Genomic DNA, 14,114 nt, shown 5'->3' with positions numbered 1-14,114 from the left:
TGTATAGCGATGGGGGATGATGAATTGTTTGATATCACCATTATTGGTGGTGGCACAACTGGTCTTTTTGCTACGTATTATGCAACCATGCGTAATATGAAAGTTAAATTGTTAGAATCTCAATCTCAATTTGGCGGCAAGGTGATGCAATTTTTTCCGGAAAAATTAATCTATGATGTCGGTGGATACCCTGATATATCAGGCGAAGACTTAGTGAAGCAAATGATAGCTCAAGCTAACCGGCATCAACCTGAGATGTTAACCAATAGATGGGTCGAGTCTATCGAGCAAAAATCGGATCATTTTATTTTAAATACGAGTGACGGGGAGAGACATATTACGAAAGTGATTTTGCTTGCAACAGGCTCTGGAACATTTCAAACGAAAATGCCAGATAATTGGGATGCGTTACCTTTTCCAAAATTTCGCAAACATGTGGCTACTAACTTGATGAACCGGGAAAAGTACCATCATAAAAATGTCGTTATTACTGCTAATAATAAGGTAGGAGTAGGCTGGGCATTGTATCTTAAGGATCATGCGAAATCTGTCACGGTAGTGAATCCAGATTCCAAATTCCATCAAGTAAAAGAAGAAGATTTAGAGCAATTACGAAATAGTTCCATTCCAATTCATATGGAATCCCACATAACGAATTTTGATGTGAAGGAAAATCAACTGCAATCCGTGGAGATCAATGAAACTATTACCGTTGAAACAGACGCGTTACTTTCTTATCACGGTCTTGAGTTACAGGCAACTCCCCTTGATAACTGGGGAGTTGCGACATATAAAGGGCGTATTTTGGTTAAAGGTGACATGGCAACTAATATACCCGGCATTTTTGCAGCTGGTGATATTGTCCAATATGAAGGGAAAACAAATTTGATTGCATCGGGCTATTCGGAAGCAATTACGGCTGTTAATAAAGCACATTTATTTATCGATCCACGTGCTACTGAACAACTGTATAGTACGGTAATTTACCGTTGATAGAAGGGGGCTAATCGATCACATCTTCAGGTCGTTTCCCCCATTTTAATTCCCTGATGCTTAGACCAAAGTCCATTTGCAAGTGTGGATAATCTTTAAAACGGGTAAAATCACCACCCCAGGAAAAACCTAATTCTTTAGCGATCTCGACCACCTCGTTCCAATCGCTTTCCCCATTTTGGTTGCCGTCATATTCTAAATCCCAGACAACATTATCGTCATTTGTTAGCAGGGCAAAATCGATCGCAAGTCCATAATTATGATAGGATTCTCCCCCTTTAGCATAGGTAACAATGTTTCCATCAGTTTCTCTTCCTTGCTGATAGATTGCATCCTGTTCTTCGACAGAGCGAAAACCGTCCGTAATGATTACGGTAATCCCGATTTCTTCTGCTTGCTTTACCAGTTCTTCTTTCTTTTCTTCCACAATTGGATGTAGTTCTGTCGGCATTGGTCGATTGCTGTATTTCTGAAACAGAAAAATGAAGTAACCAATGCCAATAATAAACAATAGGACTAAAATTGTGCGAATTTTCATTTTTTTCTCCTCTATTTTAAAGTTCGAATTATTCCGTATTTCATAAATATATGATACTATATCATTATTGAGATGTAGAGACACCATTTCTCAAACTAAATTTTACAGAAAATTATAAATTGAAAGAATTCTAGTATTTCTAGAAAATATAGTGGGGAGGCATGTTGGAATGGGGAAGGACTTACGTATCAAAAGTAATGTGTTTGATGATGCAAAACGTGCTCCAAACCGTGCGATGTTACGTGCTGTTGGGGTAACAGATGAAGATTTTAAAAAGCCTATGATTGGTGTTGCAAGTACATGGAGTGAGGTAACACCATGTAATATCCACTTAGATGACTTAGCGATCCAAGCTAAGGAAGGCGCTCGTGAAGTTGGTGGTGTTCCGTTAATTTTTAATACAATCACAGTATCTGATGGTATTTCGATGGGGACGTCGGGAATGCGTTATTCCCTTCCAAGTCGTGATGTAATTGCAGACTCGATTGAAACAGTAGTAGGAGCAGAGAACTTGGATGGTTATGTAGCAATTGGTGGTTGTGATAAGAACATCCCTGGTTGTTTAATTTCAATTGCTCGTTCTGATGTTCCAGCTGTTTTTGTTTATGGTGGAACGATTGCGCCAGGATACCGTAAAGGGGAAAAGTTAGATATTGTGTCTGTTTTTGAAGGGGTAGGTAAACACAATAACGGTGATATTGATGATGAAGAATTGCGAGGAATTGAATGTCATGCATGCCCAGGTGCAGGTTCTTGCGGTGGTATGTATACAGCAAATACTATGGCGACGGCTGTAGAAGCACTAGGTATGAGTTTACCTGGAAGTTCTTCTAACCCGGCGGAATCTCCTGAGAAATTTGAAGATTGTCGTAAAGCAGGGGAAGCAGTTTACCACTTGTTAGAGAAAGGTATTTATCCGAAAGATATTTTAACGAAGAAAGCATTCGAAAATGCGATCACTGCTGTTATGGCATTAGGTGGATCTACTAACGCTATCCTTCACTTATTAGCGATTGCTAATGCAGCAGAAGTAGATCTAAAAATTGATGACTTTAATCGTATCCAAGAAAAAGTACCACACTTAGCAGATTTGAAGCCAAGTGGTAAATATGTAATGGAAGACTTACATAAAATTGGCGGAGTTCCAGCTGTAATGCGTCTATTATTAGATAATGGATACTTACATGGCGACTGTTTAACTGTTACTGGTAAGACAATTGCAGAAAATTATGCGGATGCACCAATTCTATCTGATGACCAAGATATTATTCATCCATTAAGTGATCCATATCGTGCAGATGGACCATTAATCGTATTAAAAGGTAATCTTTCACCGAGCGGTGCGGTTGCAAAGGTATCAGGTGTAAAAGTAAAACGTCACACAGGTCCTGCTCGTGTATTTAATAATGAAGAAGAAGCAACAAACGCAGTAATGAATAACGAGATCAAAGAAGGGGATGTTCTAGTTATTCGTTATGTAGGGCCAAAAGGTGGACCAGGTATGCCGGAAATGCTTTCTATTTCTGCAATCTTAGTTGGTAAAGGTTTAGGCCAAAAAGTAGCGTTATTAACAGACGGTCGATTCTCTGGTGGTACACATGGTCTTGTAGTAGGTCATATTTCGCCAGAAGCACAATCAGGTGGACCAATTGCTTTCTTAGAAGAAGGAGATATGGTTACCATTGATTCAGAACAAAAAGAAATTTCGATGGATGTTTCGGACGAAGAATTAGCAAAACGTCGTGCAAACTGGAAAGCACCAGAGCTATACAAACGAGGTGTGTTAGGAAAGTACGCGCACAACGTTTCCTGCTCATCACAAGGTGCCGTAACAGACTTCATCAATCGAACAGATCAATAAGGAAGATAGTGGTCAAAACACGCGTTTCATCATTGATGAGACGCGTGTTTTTTTGCATCTGAAGGACAAAAAAGCACCTGAGTTGGAAAAGTGTCCATCATAAGCTTAATGAAGGACAAAAAAGAAGGAGATACAAGGAAAGTGTCCATCATAAGCGCGATGAAGGACAAAATAGAGGGAGCTACAAGGAAAGTGTCCATCATAAGCGCGATGAAGGACAAAATAGAGGGAGCTACAAGGAAAGTGTCCATCATAAGCGCGATGAAGGACAAAAAAGAGGGAGATACAAGGAAAGTGTCCATCATAAGTGCAATGAAGGATAAAGAAGTTGTGTTTAATTATCTATCACTAGTGAGACATTGCGTCTTTATATATCGATTCATGTCTACTATATTTTATAAATTAGAAGGTTTAATTGGACCTTTACTAGTAACGATGTTTTTTAAAAAAAATTAGCTAATCTATCGACTCGATGATGCACACAAGCACAACGCCAGTAATAGATTAATTGTAATATGCTATACCTAAGCTGTCGAATCTGTGCTATAATGTATCTTAAAAGTTTGAAAATTCTAAATTCAAAGAAAATGGGGGAAAAGGGGATCATGAAGAAAAACTTGCTTTTATTATTAATTATTGCTTTCTTCAGTGCACTTGTTCTTGCAGCATGTGGTACGAGTGACGAAACGGATAACACAAATGGTGGATCTGGATCAGATGCTGAAGAGACAGAGGAAAATACAGAAGAAACAGAAGGAGAAGAGGAAGAGGCACCTTCTGACGATGAAGTATATCAAATTGGTGCAACTCAAATTGTAGAGCATCCTTCATTAGATGCGGCATATGAAGGGTTTCAAGATGCGATTGCAGATGCTGGTTTAGAAGTAGAATACGACTTTCAATCAGCACAAAATGATCAAAATAATGCAACAACAATTGCAAATAACTTTGTAGCGGATGGTGTAGATTTAATTTTTGCCAACTCTACTCCAAGTGCGCAAAGTGCATTACAAGCGACAAGTGATATTCCGATTTTATTCACGTCGGTAACAGACGCTGTAGAAAGTGGTCTTGTAGAATCTTTAGACCAACCAGGTGAAAATATAACGGGTGTGCTAGACTTACATCCAGATTCTGTTACAAGAACGGTAGAATTTATTGATAATTATTTCGAAGGAGCTACAATTGGGCTTGTTTATAGTGCTGGAGAAGCAAATTCAGTTGCTCAAATTGAGGCTGTAAATGAGGCGGTAGAAGGAACGAGCTTATCTACAACTGAAGCTACTGTTGGTAATTCTTCTGAAGTACAGCAAGCAACCAATTCCTTAGTTGGTGATGCAGATGTTTTCTTCATTATTACGGACAATACGGTTGTTTCTGCACTAGAAACAGTGGTATCAGTGGCGGAAGAACAAGGCATTCCATTGTTTGTAGGTGAACCCGATTCTGTACAGCGTGGTGGTTTTGCAACGTTTGGTATTGATTACCACACAATTGGCTATCGCACTGGTGAAATGGCGGTAGAAGTGTTAACAGGTGACAAAACAACAGTAGATATCCCTGTGGAAGTTCCACCAAGCATGCAGTTGTTTATTAACAAAGAAGCAGCAGAAGCACAAGGTGTGGAATGGAACGAAGACTGGGATGAAGATGCAGAATTTTTAGAAACGACAGAAGAAGAATAAATATCTGAAGGAAACCTCGACATTGCTGATGAATGATAGGTGTCGAGGTTTTCTATCAAGTTTGGCAGAAGGATAGAAAGGAAGAAGTAGTATGGATGGCATCTTAATTTCCTTATTCAGTGCAGTAGAATCTGGTACGATTTATGCGTTGATGGCATTGGGCGTTTATCTTTCATTTCGTATTTTAGATTTCCCGGATTTAACAGTGGATGGCAGTTTTGTAACAGGTGGAGCGGTTGCAGCGATTTCGATTGTTAATGGTGTACCGCCCGTATTAGCAACTTTTTATGCTGCTATTGCTGGATTTTTGGCAGGAGTCGTAACAGGAATTTTAAATACGAAAGGGAAGATTAACCCTTTATTATCCGGTATCTTAATGATGATTGCCTTGTATTCTATTAATCTTAGAATTATGGATAAACCTAATGTCGCTTTACTAAATGAACCTACAATGTTTAATCAGATTGAAGGTTTTTGGGCATCTTTAGGTATTGACAACTTTTTAAATAGTATATTTACCATGGCTGGTGCGGATCGTGTACCAGGCACTTGGGCAATACTCATTATTATGGTTATTATTACATTAATCATTAAATTTATAACGGATTATTTCTTAAAAACAGAAGTTGGACTCGCTTTACGGGCAACTGGTGATAATGAAAAAATGATCAGAAGTTTTTCTGCTAACACTGATATTCTAACGATTGTCGGTTTAGGTATTTCTAATGCACTAGTTGCGTTATCTGGTGCTTTTATTGCGCAATATGGTGGTTTTTCAGATGTTAATATGGGGATTGGTATGATCGTCATCGGTCTTGCATCTGTTATTATAGGTGAAGCATTATTTGGAACAAAAACAATCGCCCGTACAACACTAGCGGTTATTGGTGGGGCCATTGCATATCGAATAGTGCTGACCTTCGCTTTAAAGTTTAAATTCTTAGAAACGGGTGATGCGAAATTAATTACGGCACTTATTGTTATTGTTGCACTTGTCACACCGAAAATTATCGCCACCCAAAAAGAAGCAAAACGAAAACGAAGAAAAAGGGCAATGCTAGCCAGTGGAGAGGGGGCTAACAATGCTTAGCATGCAAAATATTGCGATTACCTTTAATGAAGGTACATTGGATGAAAAGAAAGCCCTGCAAGATATTAACCTTGAGATGAAAAAGGGTGATTTTGTTACCGTAATTGGGAGTAATGGGGCAGGAAAATCAACATTAATGAACATGATTTCCGGGTCATTAAAGCCAGACATCGGGACGGTAAAAATTAATGATAAAAATGTAACCATGCTTCCTGAATATAAACGCTCCCAGTTTATAGGGCGAGTTTTTCAGGACCCGATGGCAGGAACGGCACCGACGATGACAATTGAAGAGAACCTTGCGATGGCTTATGCGAGAAACAAAAAACGTACTTTGAAAATTGGAGTAAGCAAAAAACGAAAGGCTTTATTTAAAGAGTATTTAGAAACTCTTCATCTAGGGCTCGAAAGTAGATTGAACGCTAAAGTCGGAATGCTTTCTGGTGGAGAGCGCCAGGCACTTTCGTTATTAATGGCAACTTTTACAGAGCCGAATATATTGCTGTTAGATGAGCATACTGCAGCATTAGATCCATCAAGAGCTGAATTGATTACTAATCTGACTGGTGAGGTAGTGGAACAGTTCGGCTTAACCACTTTAATGGTTACCCATAATATGCAGCAAGCGTTAGATTTAGGTAACCGTCTGATTATGATGGATAAGGGACAAATTATTTTAGAAGTATCCGGTGAAGAGAAACAAAAACTTACCATCGAAAAATTACTACACGAATTCCAACGGATCCGCGGAACACAAATGGAGAATGACCGAGCTATATTAGGTTAAAGTAAGGACAGTTACTTTTGGTAGAGAGTAGCTGTCTTTTCTAACACGCTAGGAAAGTATAAAATGAAAATGTACAAAGTATACGAAATAAATTGCATAACAGACACACTTTGATTTAAAATGAAAACTCCTTATATGATAGAAAGAAGGGATCATGAATGAAATATGGTTTTTCAGACCGAGTAAAATATTTGAAATCATCAGCAGTGCGAGATATCTTAAAGGTTATTAATCAAGGAAATATTATCTCGTTTGCAGGAGGATTACCGGAAGAAGATTTATTCCCGGTAAAAGCTGTTGACGAGGCTTTTCATAAAGCAATTACGACAAATAAAAAAGCATTACAATATGGTGAAACAGAAGGAGTACCACAGTTAAGGGAACTATTAGCAGATCGTATGAAGCAGAAAGGGCTACACCGATCTCCTGATAATATCTTGATTACTTCAGGTAGTCAACAGGCAATTGATCTGTTTTCACGAGTAATGTTCAATAAAGGGGATGTCATCTTAACAGAAAATCCAACATATTTAGCTGCATTGCAAGTATTTGAATCGTATGAAACAAAAGTGGTGGCAGTTGATTCAGATGATGACGGTATGGTTTTAGCTGATTTAGAAGAAAAAATTAACCAACATAAACCAAAATGCATTTATGTCGTACCAACCTATTCCAACCCTACTGGAAAAGTGTGGTCACTAGAAAGACGAGAAAGACTATTGGAACTGGCAAATAAATATCATGTTGTTATTTTTGAAGATGATCCTTATGGGGAATTACAATTTGATGAAAGTGAAACACCTCCATCGATCGCTTCATTAGATGAGAATGGACTAGTATTATACACGAGTACTTTTTCTAAAACGGTTGTCCCTGCTGTTCGTATTGGTTGGATTGTTGGCCCACACCAAATTATTCGAATTATGGCCCAAGCTAAGCAGGCAACAGATCTTCATACCAATTCTATTGGTCAGCATGCATTAGTACATTTATTACAAGACTTTGATATTGATGAGCACATTCAAACAATTAGAAAAACTTATTATGAACGAATGTTAGTGATGAAGCGGCTATTAGAGAAAGCCAACATCGAAGGGCTTGAATATATTGTTCCTAAAGGTGGTATGTTTTTCTGGGTGAAGCTGCCGAACGAAATGAACACAACAGCGTTATTAGAGGAAGCAGTAAAAGAAGGAGTAGCCTTTGTGCCTGGAGCTCCATTCTATGTATCAGATCCAGAACAAAATACACTACGACTAAATTTCACGAACTCGGAACCAGCACTAATAGAAGAAGGCATGAAACGTTTTGTGAAAGTATTAGAATCAACTTATATTAATAAGTAAATATGTATCAGAGGAAAGGTGCGAGTTTGCAAGTGTCTTTCCTCTGCATCCAATAAAGGGATCATTCTATCAGTAGTGCGCGTTACCGACTTTTAATCATTATAGTCCAAGGAGCCGCTGCCACCAAGATTTCTTCTCTATTTCTTTCTCCGTTTGTTCGGCCTCAGTTAATAAAATATCTTCCTTATCTACAGCAGTCTTAGCTGCTAATATGAGGCCATAATCACTGTCAGCTTCCCGGTTTGCTACATAGGTATGAGAAATACCAAGTTTCTCAGCCAGTTCACGGTAAGGTTTGAAGAAACGTAAGCTCATATTATTATTCATCAATAGTGTAGTACTAGGAAATTGACGGATTTGTTCCTCCAATTCAGAAAGTCCTTTTTCGCCACGAACTTGTGCCTTGGATAAGGCTAATACAACCCTCTCACGGTAAGTCCCTAAATATTTTCTTTTTTCATCAGGGTTAATTTCCTTTGCGCCATAAATTCCTTCTTGTAAATAATCTTCTATTTCTTTTTTTCCCATTTTCAACACCTCATCTATAGTATATACAAAAAAGTAAAAGCTCCCCAAGGAAAAGGGAGCTTTTGGATAAGAAAAATTTTACTATAGGAATGTCTTAACAACTGTTAGAAAAGAGGGATAGTTTTTCTAGCAGATTAATTAATCTTCGTCTACTGGATATACGCCGTTTTCGTCATGTACTTCTTTACCTGATAGAGGTGGGTTGAACACACAAACCATGCGCATATCTGTTGTGGCACGAAGTAAATGTTCGTCATTTTCATCAAGTGCATATAGCGTATCTTTTTTAATTGGCCATACTTTATTATCACTTAATGTTACTACTTCGCCTTCACCTTCAATACAATATACAGATTCAAGGTGATTTTTGTACCAGATATGAGTTTCTGTACCTGCTTTAATGATGGTATCATTGACAGAATAACCCATTCCGTCTTTTTTCATTATTAGACGACGGCTAACCCAGTTACCTCCGTCAACATCATATTCAGTTCCTAGTATGTCTTCTAGTTTTACTACTTTCATAAAATAAATTGCCTCCTGTATTGTCTGTTATATTTGAAAACCGTAACTTAGTTAGTAACGGGATCCTTAACTAAACCTTTTACACTTTGCTCAATAATATCTAGACCTTTTTGTAGTTCATCTTTTGGAATATTTAATGGTGGGAACAGCTTGAATACTTCATCATTTGGTCCCGCTGTTTCCATAATTAAACCTAATTCAAAGCAACGAGCTGTTACTTTCTCAGCAAGCCCTTCAACTTCTGAAGCAATACCTACCATAAATCCACGACCACGAACTTCCCCTTTAATTTCAGGATAGTCTGAAACTATTTTTTCTAGGAAATTGTAGATAATTTCAGATTTTTCGTGGATTTCTTTCTCGAATGAATCATCTTTCCAATAGTCAAGTGCTGCTGTCGCAGTCACGAATGCATGGTTATTACCACGGAAAGTACCGTTATGTTCACCTGGTTTCCAAATATCCAACTCAGGCTTGATCAACGTTACAGCAAGTGGTAAACCATAACCACTTAATGATTTAGATAAACAAATAATATCTGGTTTAATACCGGCAGCTTCGAAACTGAAGAATGAACCGGTACGACCGATACCTGCTTGCACATCATCAATGATAAGTAAAATGCCCCAACGACGGCAGATTTCTTCAATTTGTTTTAGCCATTCAAAGCGTGCAGCATTAATACCACCTTCACCTTGAACCGTTTCGACGATCATTGCGGCTGGAATTGCAACTCCACTACCGTTATCTTCCAAGAATCTCTCTAAATAAACGACAGTATCATGATCAACATAGTTATCATAAGCCATCGTTACAGTGTTTTGTAGTGGAATACCTGCACCTTGGCGTTTCATAGAGTTACCAGTTACTGATAGGGAACCAATTGTCATACCGTGGAAACCACCAGTAAAGCTAATAATATCGGTACGACCTGTTACTTTACGCGCTAATTTCAAGGCGCTTTCAACTGTGTTTGTTCCTGTTGGTCCAGGGAACATTACTTTATAATCAAGATCACGTGGTTTCAAAATCACGTCATCAAACTTCTGTAGAAAATCAGCTTTTGCTGTAGAAGCCATATCTAAAGAGTGAGTAATCCCATCACTTGTGATGTATTCGATTAATTTTTCTTTCATATGATCATCATTGTGTCCATAGTTAAGTGCACCTGCACCAGAGAAGAAATCTAGATATTCTTTTCCATCCTCGTCCCACATTTTGTGCTTCTTCGCCTTTGTAAATACGGTTGGGAAGTTACGAACATAACTACGTACTACTGATTCATGATGATTGATAATATCAATATTTTTACTCATCTTTTAAGTTCCTCCTAAATGGTTTTATATATCGAATATTTCCGTACTTTCTAATTCTGAAAATACGAAATATTACGACAATATTACTTGTTAATTGGCCCAACAATAAACTTTAATTCTTCGTCGTGTTCATCACCAGGGAAAACATCCTCGGTAAAAAACTCGCTTGAAGTTATTTCTGTATTAAAGTCACGAGCTAGTTTCTGGAATAGAGATTGCGATGCCTTATTATCTGGTGTAATAGTTGCTTCGACAAACCTGACTGTTTCACATGCCTTACTTGTTAATAAGTAATGCAACATCCTCGATGCAATACCCTTACCTCGTTGTGATGCATCAACACCGATTTGCCAAACAAATATAGCATCTGGTTTTTTTGGAGGGATAAATGCGGTAATAAAGCCAACCACTTGGTTATTTTCTTTTGCTACGACACAAGTATCACTAAAATACTCACTCATTAAAAGGTATTTGTAGGGAGAATTTGTGTCTAATGTTGATTTTGATACTAATTCCCACATAGATGCTCCATCATTTTTTGTTGGTTTGGAGAATACAACGTCTAGTGTTGGAGCTTGGTTCTGTACGTAATTAATAACAATTTACTCCTTTCTTATTTGGCAATCATTTATTTACGCAAATGATACATTCAATATAATAAAGGGATTTGCAATATTCCGCAAATCGCTTATAGCTTGATTAAACTTTATAAATCTTCTTTTATTAACTTGAGCTTCATTCAATTGGAATAACTTTATAAATCCTCCAATATTGTCATCTATTCTTACAAATGAGCAAAATTTGATTAAAGTATCAAAGTTTTCTGTTTATTTATTCCCGCTTTTTACCAAAACAAACATAATTTTTTTAACAAAAGAGAGGTTAGAATAGCTGGTTATTCATTTTAAGAAATTTTGCCTAATAGACTATACCTAAACATTTTGGTCTTTTTATCCAAAAATAAGAGACGTGAATGTGGCTTCATATTCCTACAGAGCAGCGAATGAAAAGGCATATTGTACGTAGCGTAAGCGTAAAATTATATATCAGCTTCTTTACCCCTTTTATTTTGAGATCTCATAATAACAACCACCCTTTATCACGAGTTCCGTCTAAATAGCTAATCCAATGACGTAGATAGAAATTAATATTCTGGTCTTTGTAGTGACTGGCTGCTATTTCACCCAATTGGTGTTGGATTCGTCACGTTTCCCCGTTGTACGTTCTTAGATCCGATCTGCTATATTAGTCATAAAGAAAGTACGAGATCGCAACCTTTAGCGCAAGGTTCTCTCAGCCAGGAAATTAGCAGGTGGATCGAAGTGACTGAGCTATATAAACGCGCGAATGGTTAATTCTCTGACTTCGTTTAACAGCTCGTCTAGACAAATCTTCTATTATCCATGGTGGCTAAGCTAGATAACTTCAACTTTAAGGTGAAAATGTTTCTTTTTTAAGCATCCATGTTTAGGTGTGATGAACTTTTGTAGCAAAAAGAGGTGAGTGATATGAGCTTAACAGTAAATAATATTATGCAATTGCCGGTGATGAAAGGTTGTGAAGTAAAAGCAGGTAAGCATGTGTTAGAGCAAAAGCAGATTGAATGGGTTTCTGTTATTGAGCTTCCTGTTGAAAACTTTGTCAGAAAGAATGAGTTTGTTTTAAGTACCGGTATAGGATGCGAAGATAATCCCAACTTATTAGAATCTTTTGTGCAAGATGTCATTCAATCAAGAGCATCTGTTTTAGGTTTTGCCACAGGACGATATATTTATAGTATCCCTGATCGAATTTTGAAAAAGGCTAATCAAAATGATTTAATCATTATTGATGTTCCTTGGGAAGTTCGTTTTACGGATATTTGGCAATCTGTGATGGATAAAATTACAGAAGTAAAACAAAAAGAACTTCAAAAGGTAGAAGATGCCAGACAAGAATTAATTAATTGTGTCCTAAAAGATAAAGGATTAGAAGATATTGCACATACTTTATATAAGCATATTAGGATTCCTGTTGCCATCACAGATGCTGAAAAAAGATGGAGAGCATACAAATTTTTTAATAAAGATATTTTAGAAAGCTATCGCCTCGAAGTTCAAGAAAGTCATTTACAACCAATACCACTATCTGATATAAAATTTCAAGAACATCCACTCTATTATCATATGAAAGAATACAGGTTTTATAAAGAACGTTTTTTTCAGTTGCAAATTCTCAACAACCATAAAGTCCAAGGGTACATTGTATTTCAACCGGGTGATAATAAAGAGCTAACTTGGTCTGTAATGAATGTGTTAGAGCACGCTGTAACAGCTTGTGCGCTATACTTTGTGAAAGAGAATGCCATTGAGTTAACCGAAATACGATTAAAGGATAATTTTGTGTTAAATTTAGCTAAAAATAAAATGAAAGTAGATCATCAACTATTAACAAAAGCACAATTATTAAACTATGATCTAAACCTTCCTTATGTTTGTATTGTCGGAGAAATTAGCCATAAAGAGTTAGGGTCAGATAAGCATGATACTTTAGAGAATCCGTATCATTCATCATTAAGAAGCTTTAATTATTATATTCAGAAGGAAATCACCTATGCAGGTCAATTATTTGAGCGAAAAACTATGACTACCTTTGAAAAAGGGGAAGTAATTTTATATTTGCAAGCGGAGGATTCTTCTTACCATGATGTAGCCAACCAATTTTTAGATACGATTGAACGTCGATTAAGCCAATTACTTTCGGATATTGATATTTCTTGGGGAATTGCACTTCAAAAAGAAAGTACGTACCCCTTTTATGAAAGCTATGAAAAGGCAAAAACGGCTCTAGAAATCGGACTGCTGCATGATGGTCCTGGTAATAGAACATTTTATAGTGATACAAGAATTAACCGGCTGTTAATGGCAATATCTCAAGAAGAAAATATTCATGAGATTGTAAAAGATACATTGAAGCCATTGTTAGAATACGATAAAAAGAGACAGACAGACCTGATTTTTACCTTTAAGACATACAACAAATACAAAGGAAATGTTAGTCAAACAGCTAGAGAATTAAATTTACATCGTCAATCGTTATTGCATCGGTTGCGAAAAATAGAGTCACTCACGCACTTATCCTTAATCGATGCTGATGATTCTTTTTTATTAGAGTTAAGTGTCCGCTTATGGATGCTGAATAAAATAAAATGATGGAATGATGAGTCTGAGACATAACAACTATTACCCGATTAAGGGAAGCTCTAACTTTGTCTTAATTTTGAAATGAATAGAGTGCTAAACTGTCGCTTCGGCTGACCGTTTCGCTTTCCGGGGGGCATGCTCTTCAGCTAACTTTCAAAAAGAAAGGCACTTTTCAAAGTGGATCTTCAGATCATGCTAATCCCCCAGGAGTCGAAAACGGTCGGCCTTCGCTAGTTTTATAAATGTTCACCAGAAAACTCGTT

The 14,114-nt window shown here is 37.2% G+C and carries 13 protein-coding genes; 8 read left to right on the top strand and 5 right to left on the bottom strand.

All coding sequences use genetic code 11. The features are described 5' to 3' along the window. The first annotated feature begins 9 nt into the window (after positions 1-9). Positions 10-993: an NAD(P)/FAD-dependent oxidoreductase gene (locus GHT08_RS15625; RefSeq protein WP_163582407.1), complete on the top strand. Its 984-nt coding sequence runs from the start codon at positions 10-12 to the stop codon at positions 991-993. Positions 994-1,003: 10 nt separating this feature from the next. Here GHT08_RS15625 and GHT08_RS15620 read toward each other — a convergent pair whose 3' ends face one another. Further along, positions 1,004-1,531 (bottom strand): M15 family metallopeptidase, encoded by a 528-nt coding sequence (locus tag GHT08_RS15620; RefSeq protein WP_163582406.1) that lies wholly within the window; start codon positions 1,529-1,531, stop codon positions 1,004-1,006. Between the two features lie 169 nt (positions 1,532-1,700). Here GHT08_RS15620 and ilvD point away from each other — a divergent pair, with 169 nt between their 5' ends. From ilvD to GHT08_RS15590, 6 genes are all read left to right on the top strand, one after another. Beyond that, a complete protein-coding gene (gene ilvD / locus GHT08_RS15615) occupies positions 1,701-3,392 on the top strand; it encodes a dihydroxy-acid dehydratase (RefSeq protein WP_163582405.1) in 1,692 nt (563 codons plus the stop codon). 141 nt (positions 3,393-3,533) lie between these two features. Beyond that, the gene (locus GHT08_RS15610) at positions 3,534-3,848 is read left to right on the top strand and encodes a hypothetical protein (protein WP_163582404.1); all 315 of its coding nucleotides are present in this window, start codon (positions 3,534-3,536) and stop codon (positions 3,846-3,848) included. A 149-nt stretch (positions 3,849-3,997) separates the two neighbouring features. Beyond that, entirely contained in the window at positions 3,998-5,077 is a 1,080-nt protein-coding gene (locus GHT08_RS15605; protein WP_163582403.1) for an ABC transporter substrate-binding protein, read from the top strand. 91 nt (positions 5,078-5,168) lie between these two features. Then, positions 5,169-6,167, top strand: a complete 999-nt coding sequence (locus GHT08_RS15600; RefSeq protein WP_420370982.1) for an ABC transporter permease — start codon at positions 5,169-5,171, stop codon at positions 6,165-6,167. Continuing rightward, a complete protein-coding gene (locus GHT08_RS15595; RefSeq protein WP_163582402.1) occupies positions 6,160-6,954 on the top strand; it encodes an ABC transporter ATP-binding protein in 795 nt (264 codons plus the stop codon). Before GHT08_RS15600 ends, GHT08_RS15595 begins: the two co-directional genes overlap by 8 nt. 158 nt (positions 6,955-7,112) lie before the next feature. Then, complete coding sequence (locus tag GHT08_RS15590) at positions 7,113-8,300, top strand: aminotransferase-like domain-containing protein (protein ID WP_163582401.1); 1,188 nt, start codon at positions 7,113-7,115, stop codon at positions 8,298-8,300. A gap of 99 nt (positions 8,301-8,399) precedes the next feature. On the opposite strand, the gene GHT08_RS15585 is transcribed toward GHT08_RS15590, so the two are convergent. The 4 genes from GHT08_RS15585 to ectA all read right to left on the bottom strand — a co-directional run bounded on the left by GHT08_RS15585 (position 8,400) and on the right by ectA (position 11,265). Continuing rightward, positions 8,400-8,828: a YueI family protein gene (locus GHT08_RS15585; protein WP_163582400.1), complete on the bottom strand. Its 429-nt coding sequence runs from the start codon at positions 8,826-8,828 to the stop codon at positions 8,400-8,402. Positions 8,829-8,966: 138 nt separating this feature from the next. Then, a complete protein-coding gene (locus tag GHT08_RS15580) occupies positions 8,967-9,353 on the bottom strand; it encodes an ectoine synthase (protein ID WP_163582399.1) in 387 nt (128 codons plus the stop codon). Positions 9,354-9,400: 47 nt separating this feature from the next. Continuing rightward, positions 9,401-10,669: a diaminobutyrate--2-oxoglutarate transaminase gene (ectB, locus tag GHT08_RS15575; protein WP_163582398.1), complete on the bottom strand. Its 1,269-nt coding sequence runs from the start codon at positions 10,667-10,669 to the stop codon at positions 9,401-9,403. A gap of 83 nt (positions 10,670-10,752) precedes the next feature. Then, positions 10,753-11,265 (bottom strand): diaminobutyrate acetyltransferase, encoded by a 513-nt coding sequence (gene ectA / locus GHT08_RS15570; protein WP_163582464.1) that lies wholly within the window; start codon positions 11,263-11,265, stop codon positions 10,753-10,755. Between the two features lie 912 nt (positions 11,266-12,177). On the opposite strand from ectA, the gene GHT08_RS15565 reads away from it, so the two are divergent. Beyond that, a complete protein-coding gene (locus GHT08_RS15565; RefSeq protein ID WP_163582397.1) occupies positions 12,178-13,860 on the top strand; it encodes a PucR family transcriptional regulator in 1,683 nt (560 codons plus the stop codon). Positions 13,861-14,114 lie beyond the last annotated feature (254 nt).

It is taken from the genome of Gracilibacillus saliphilus, from assembly GCF_010994085.1.
Taxonomy (GTDB): Bacteria; Bacillota; Bacilli; order Bacillales; family Amphibacillaceae; genus Gracilibacillus; species Gracilibacillus lacisalsi.
Note: the sequence above shows the minus strand (reverse complement) of the source record. Positions and strands in the feature narration are given on the sequence as shown.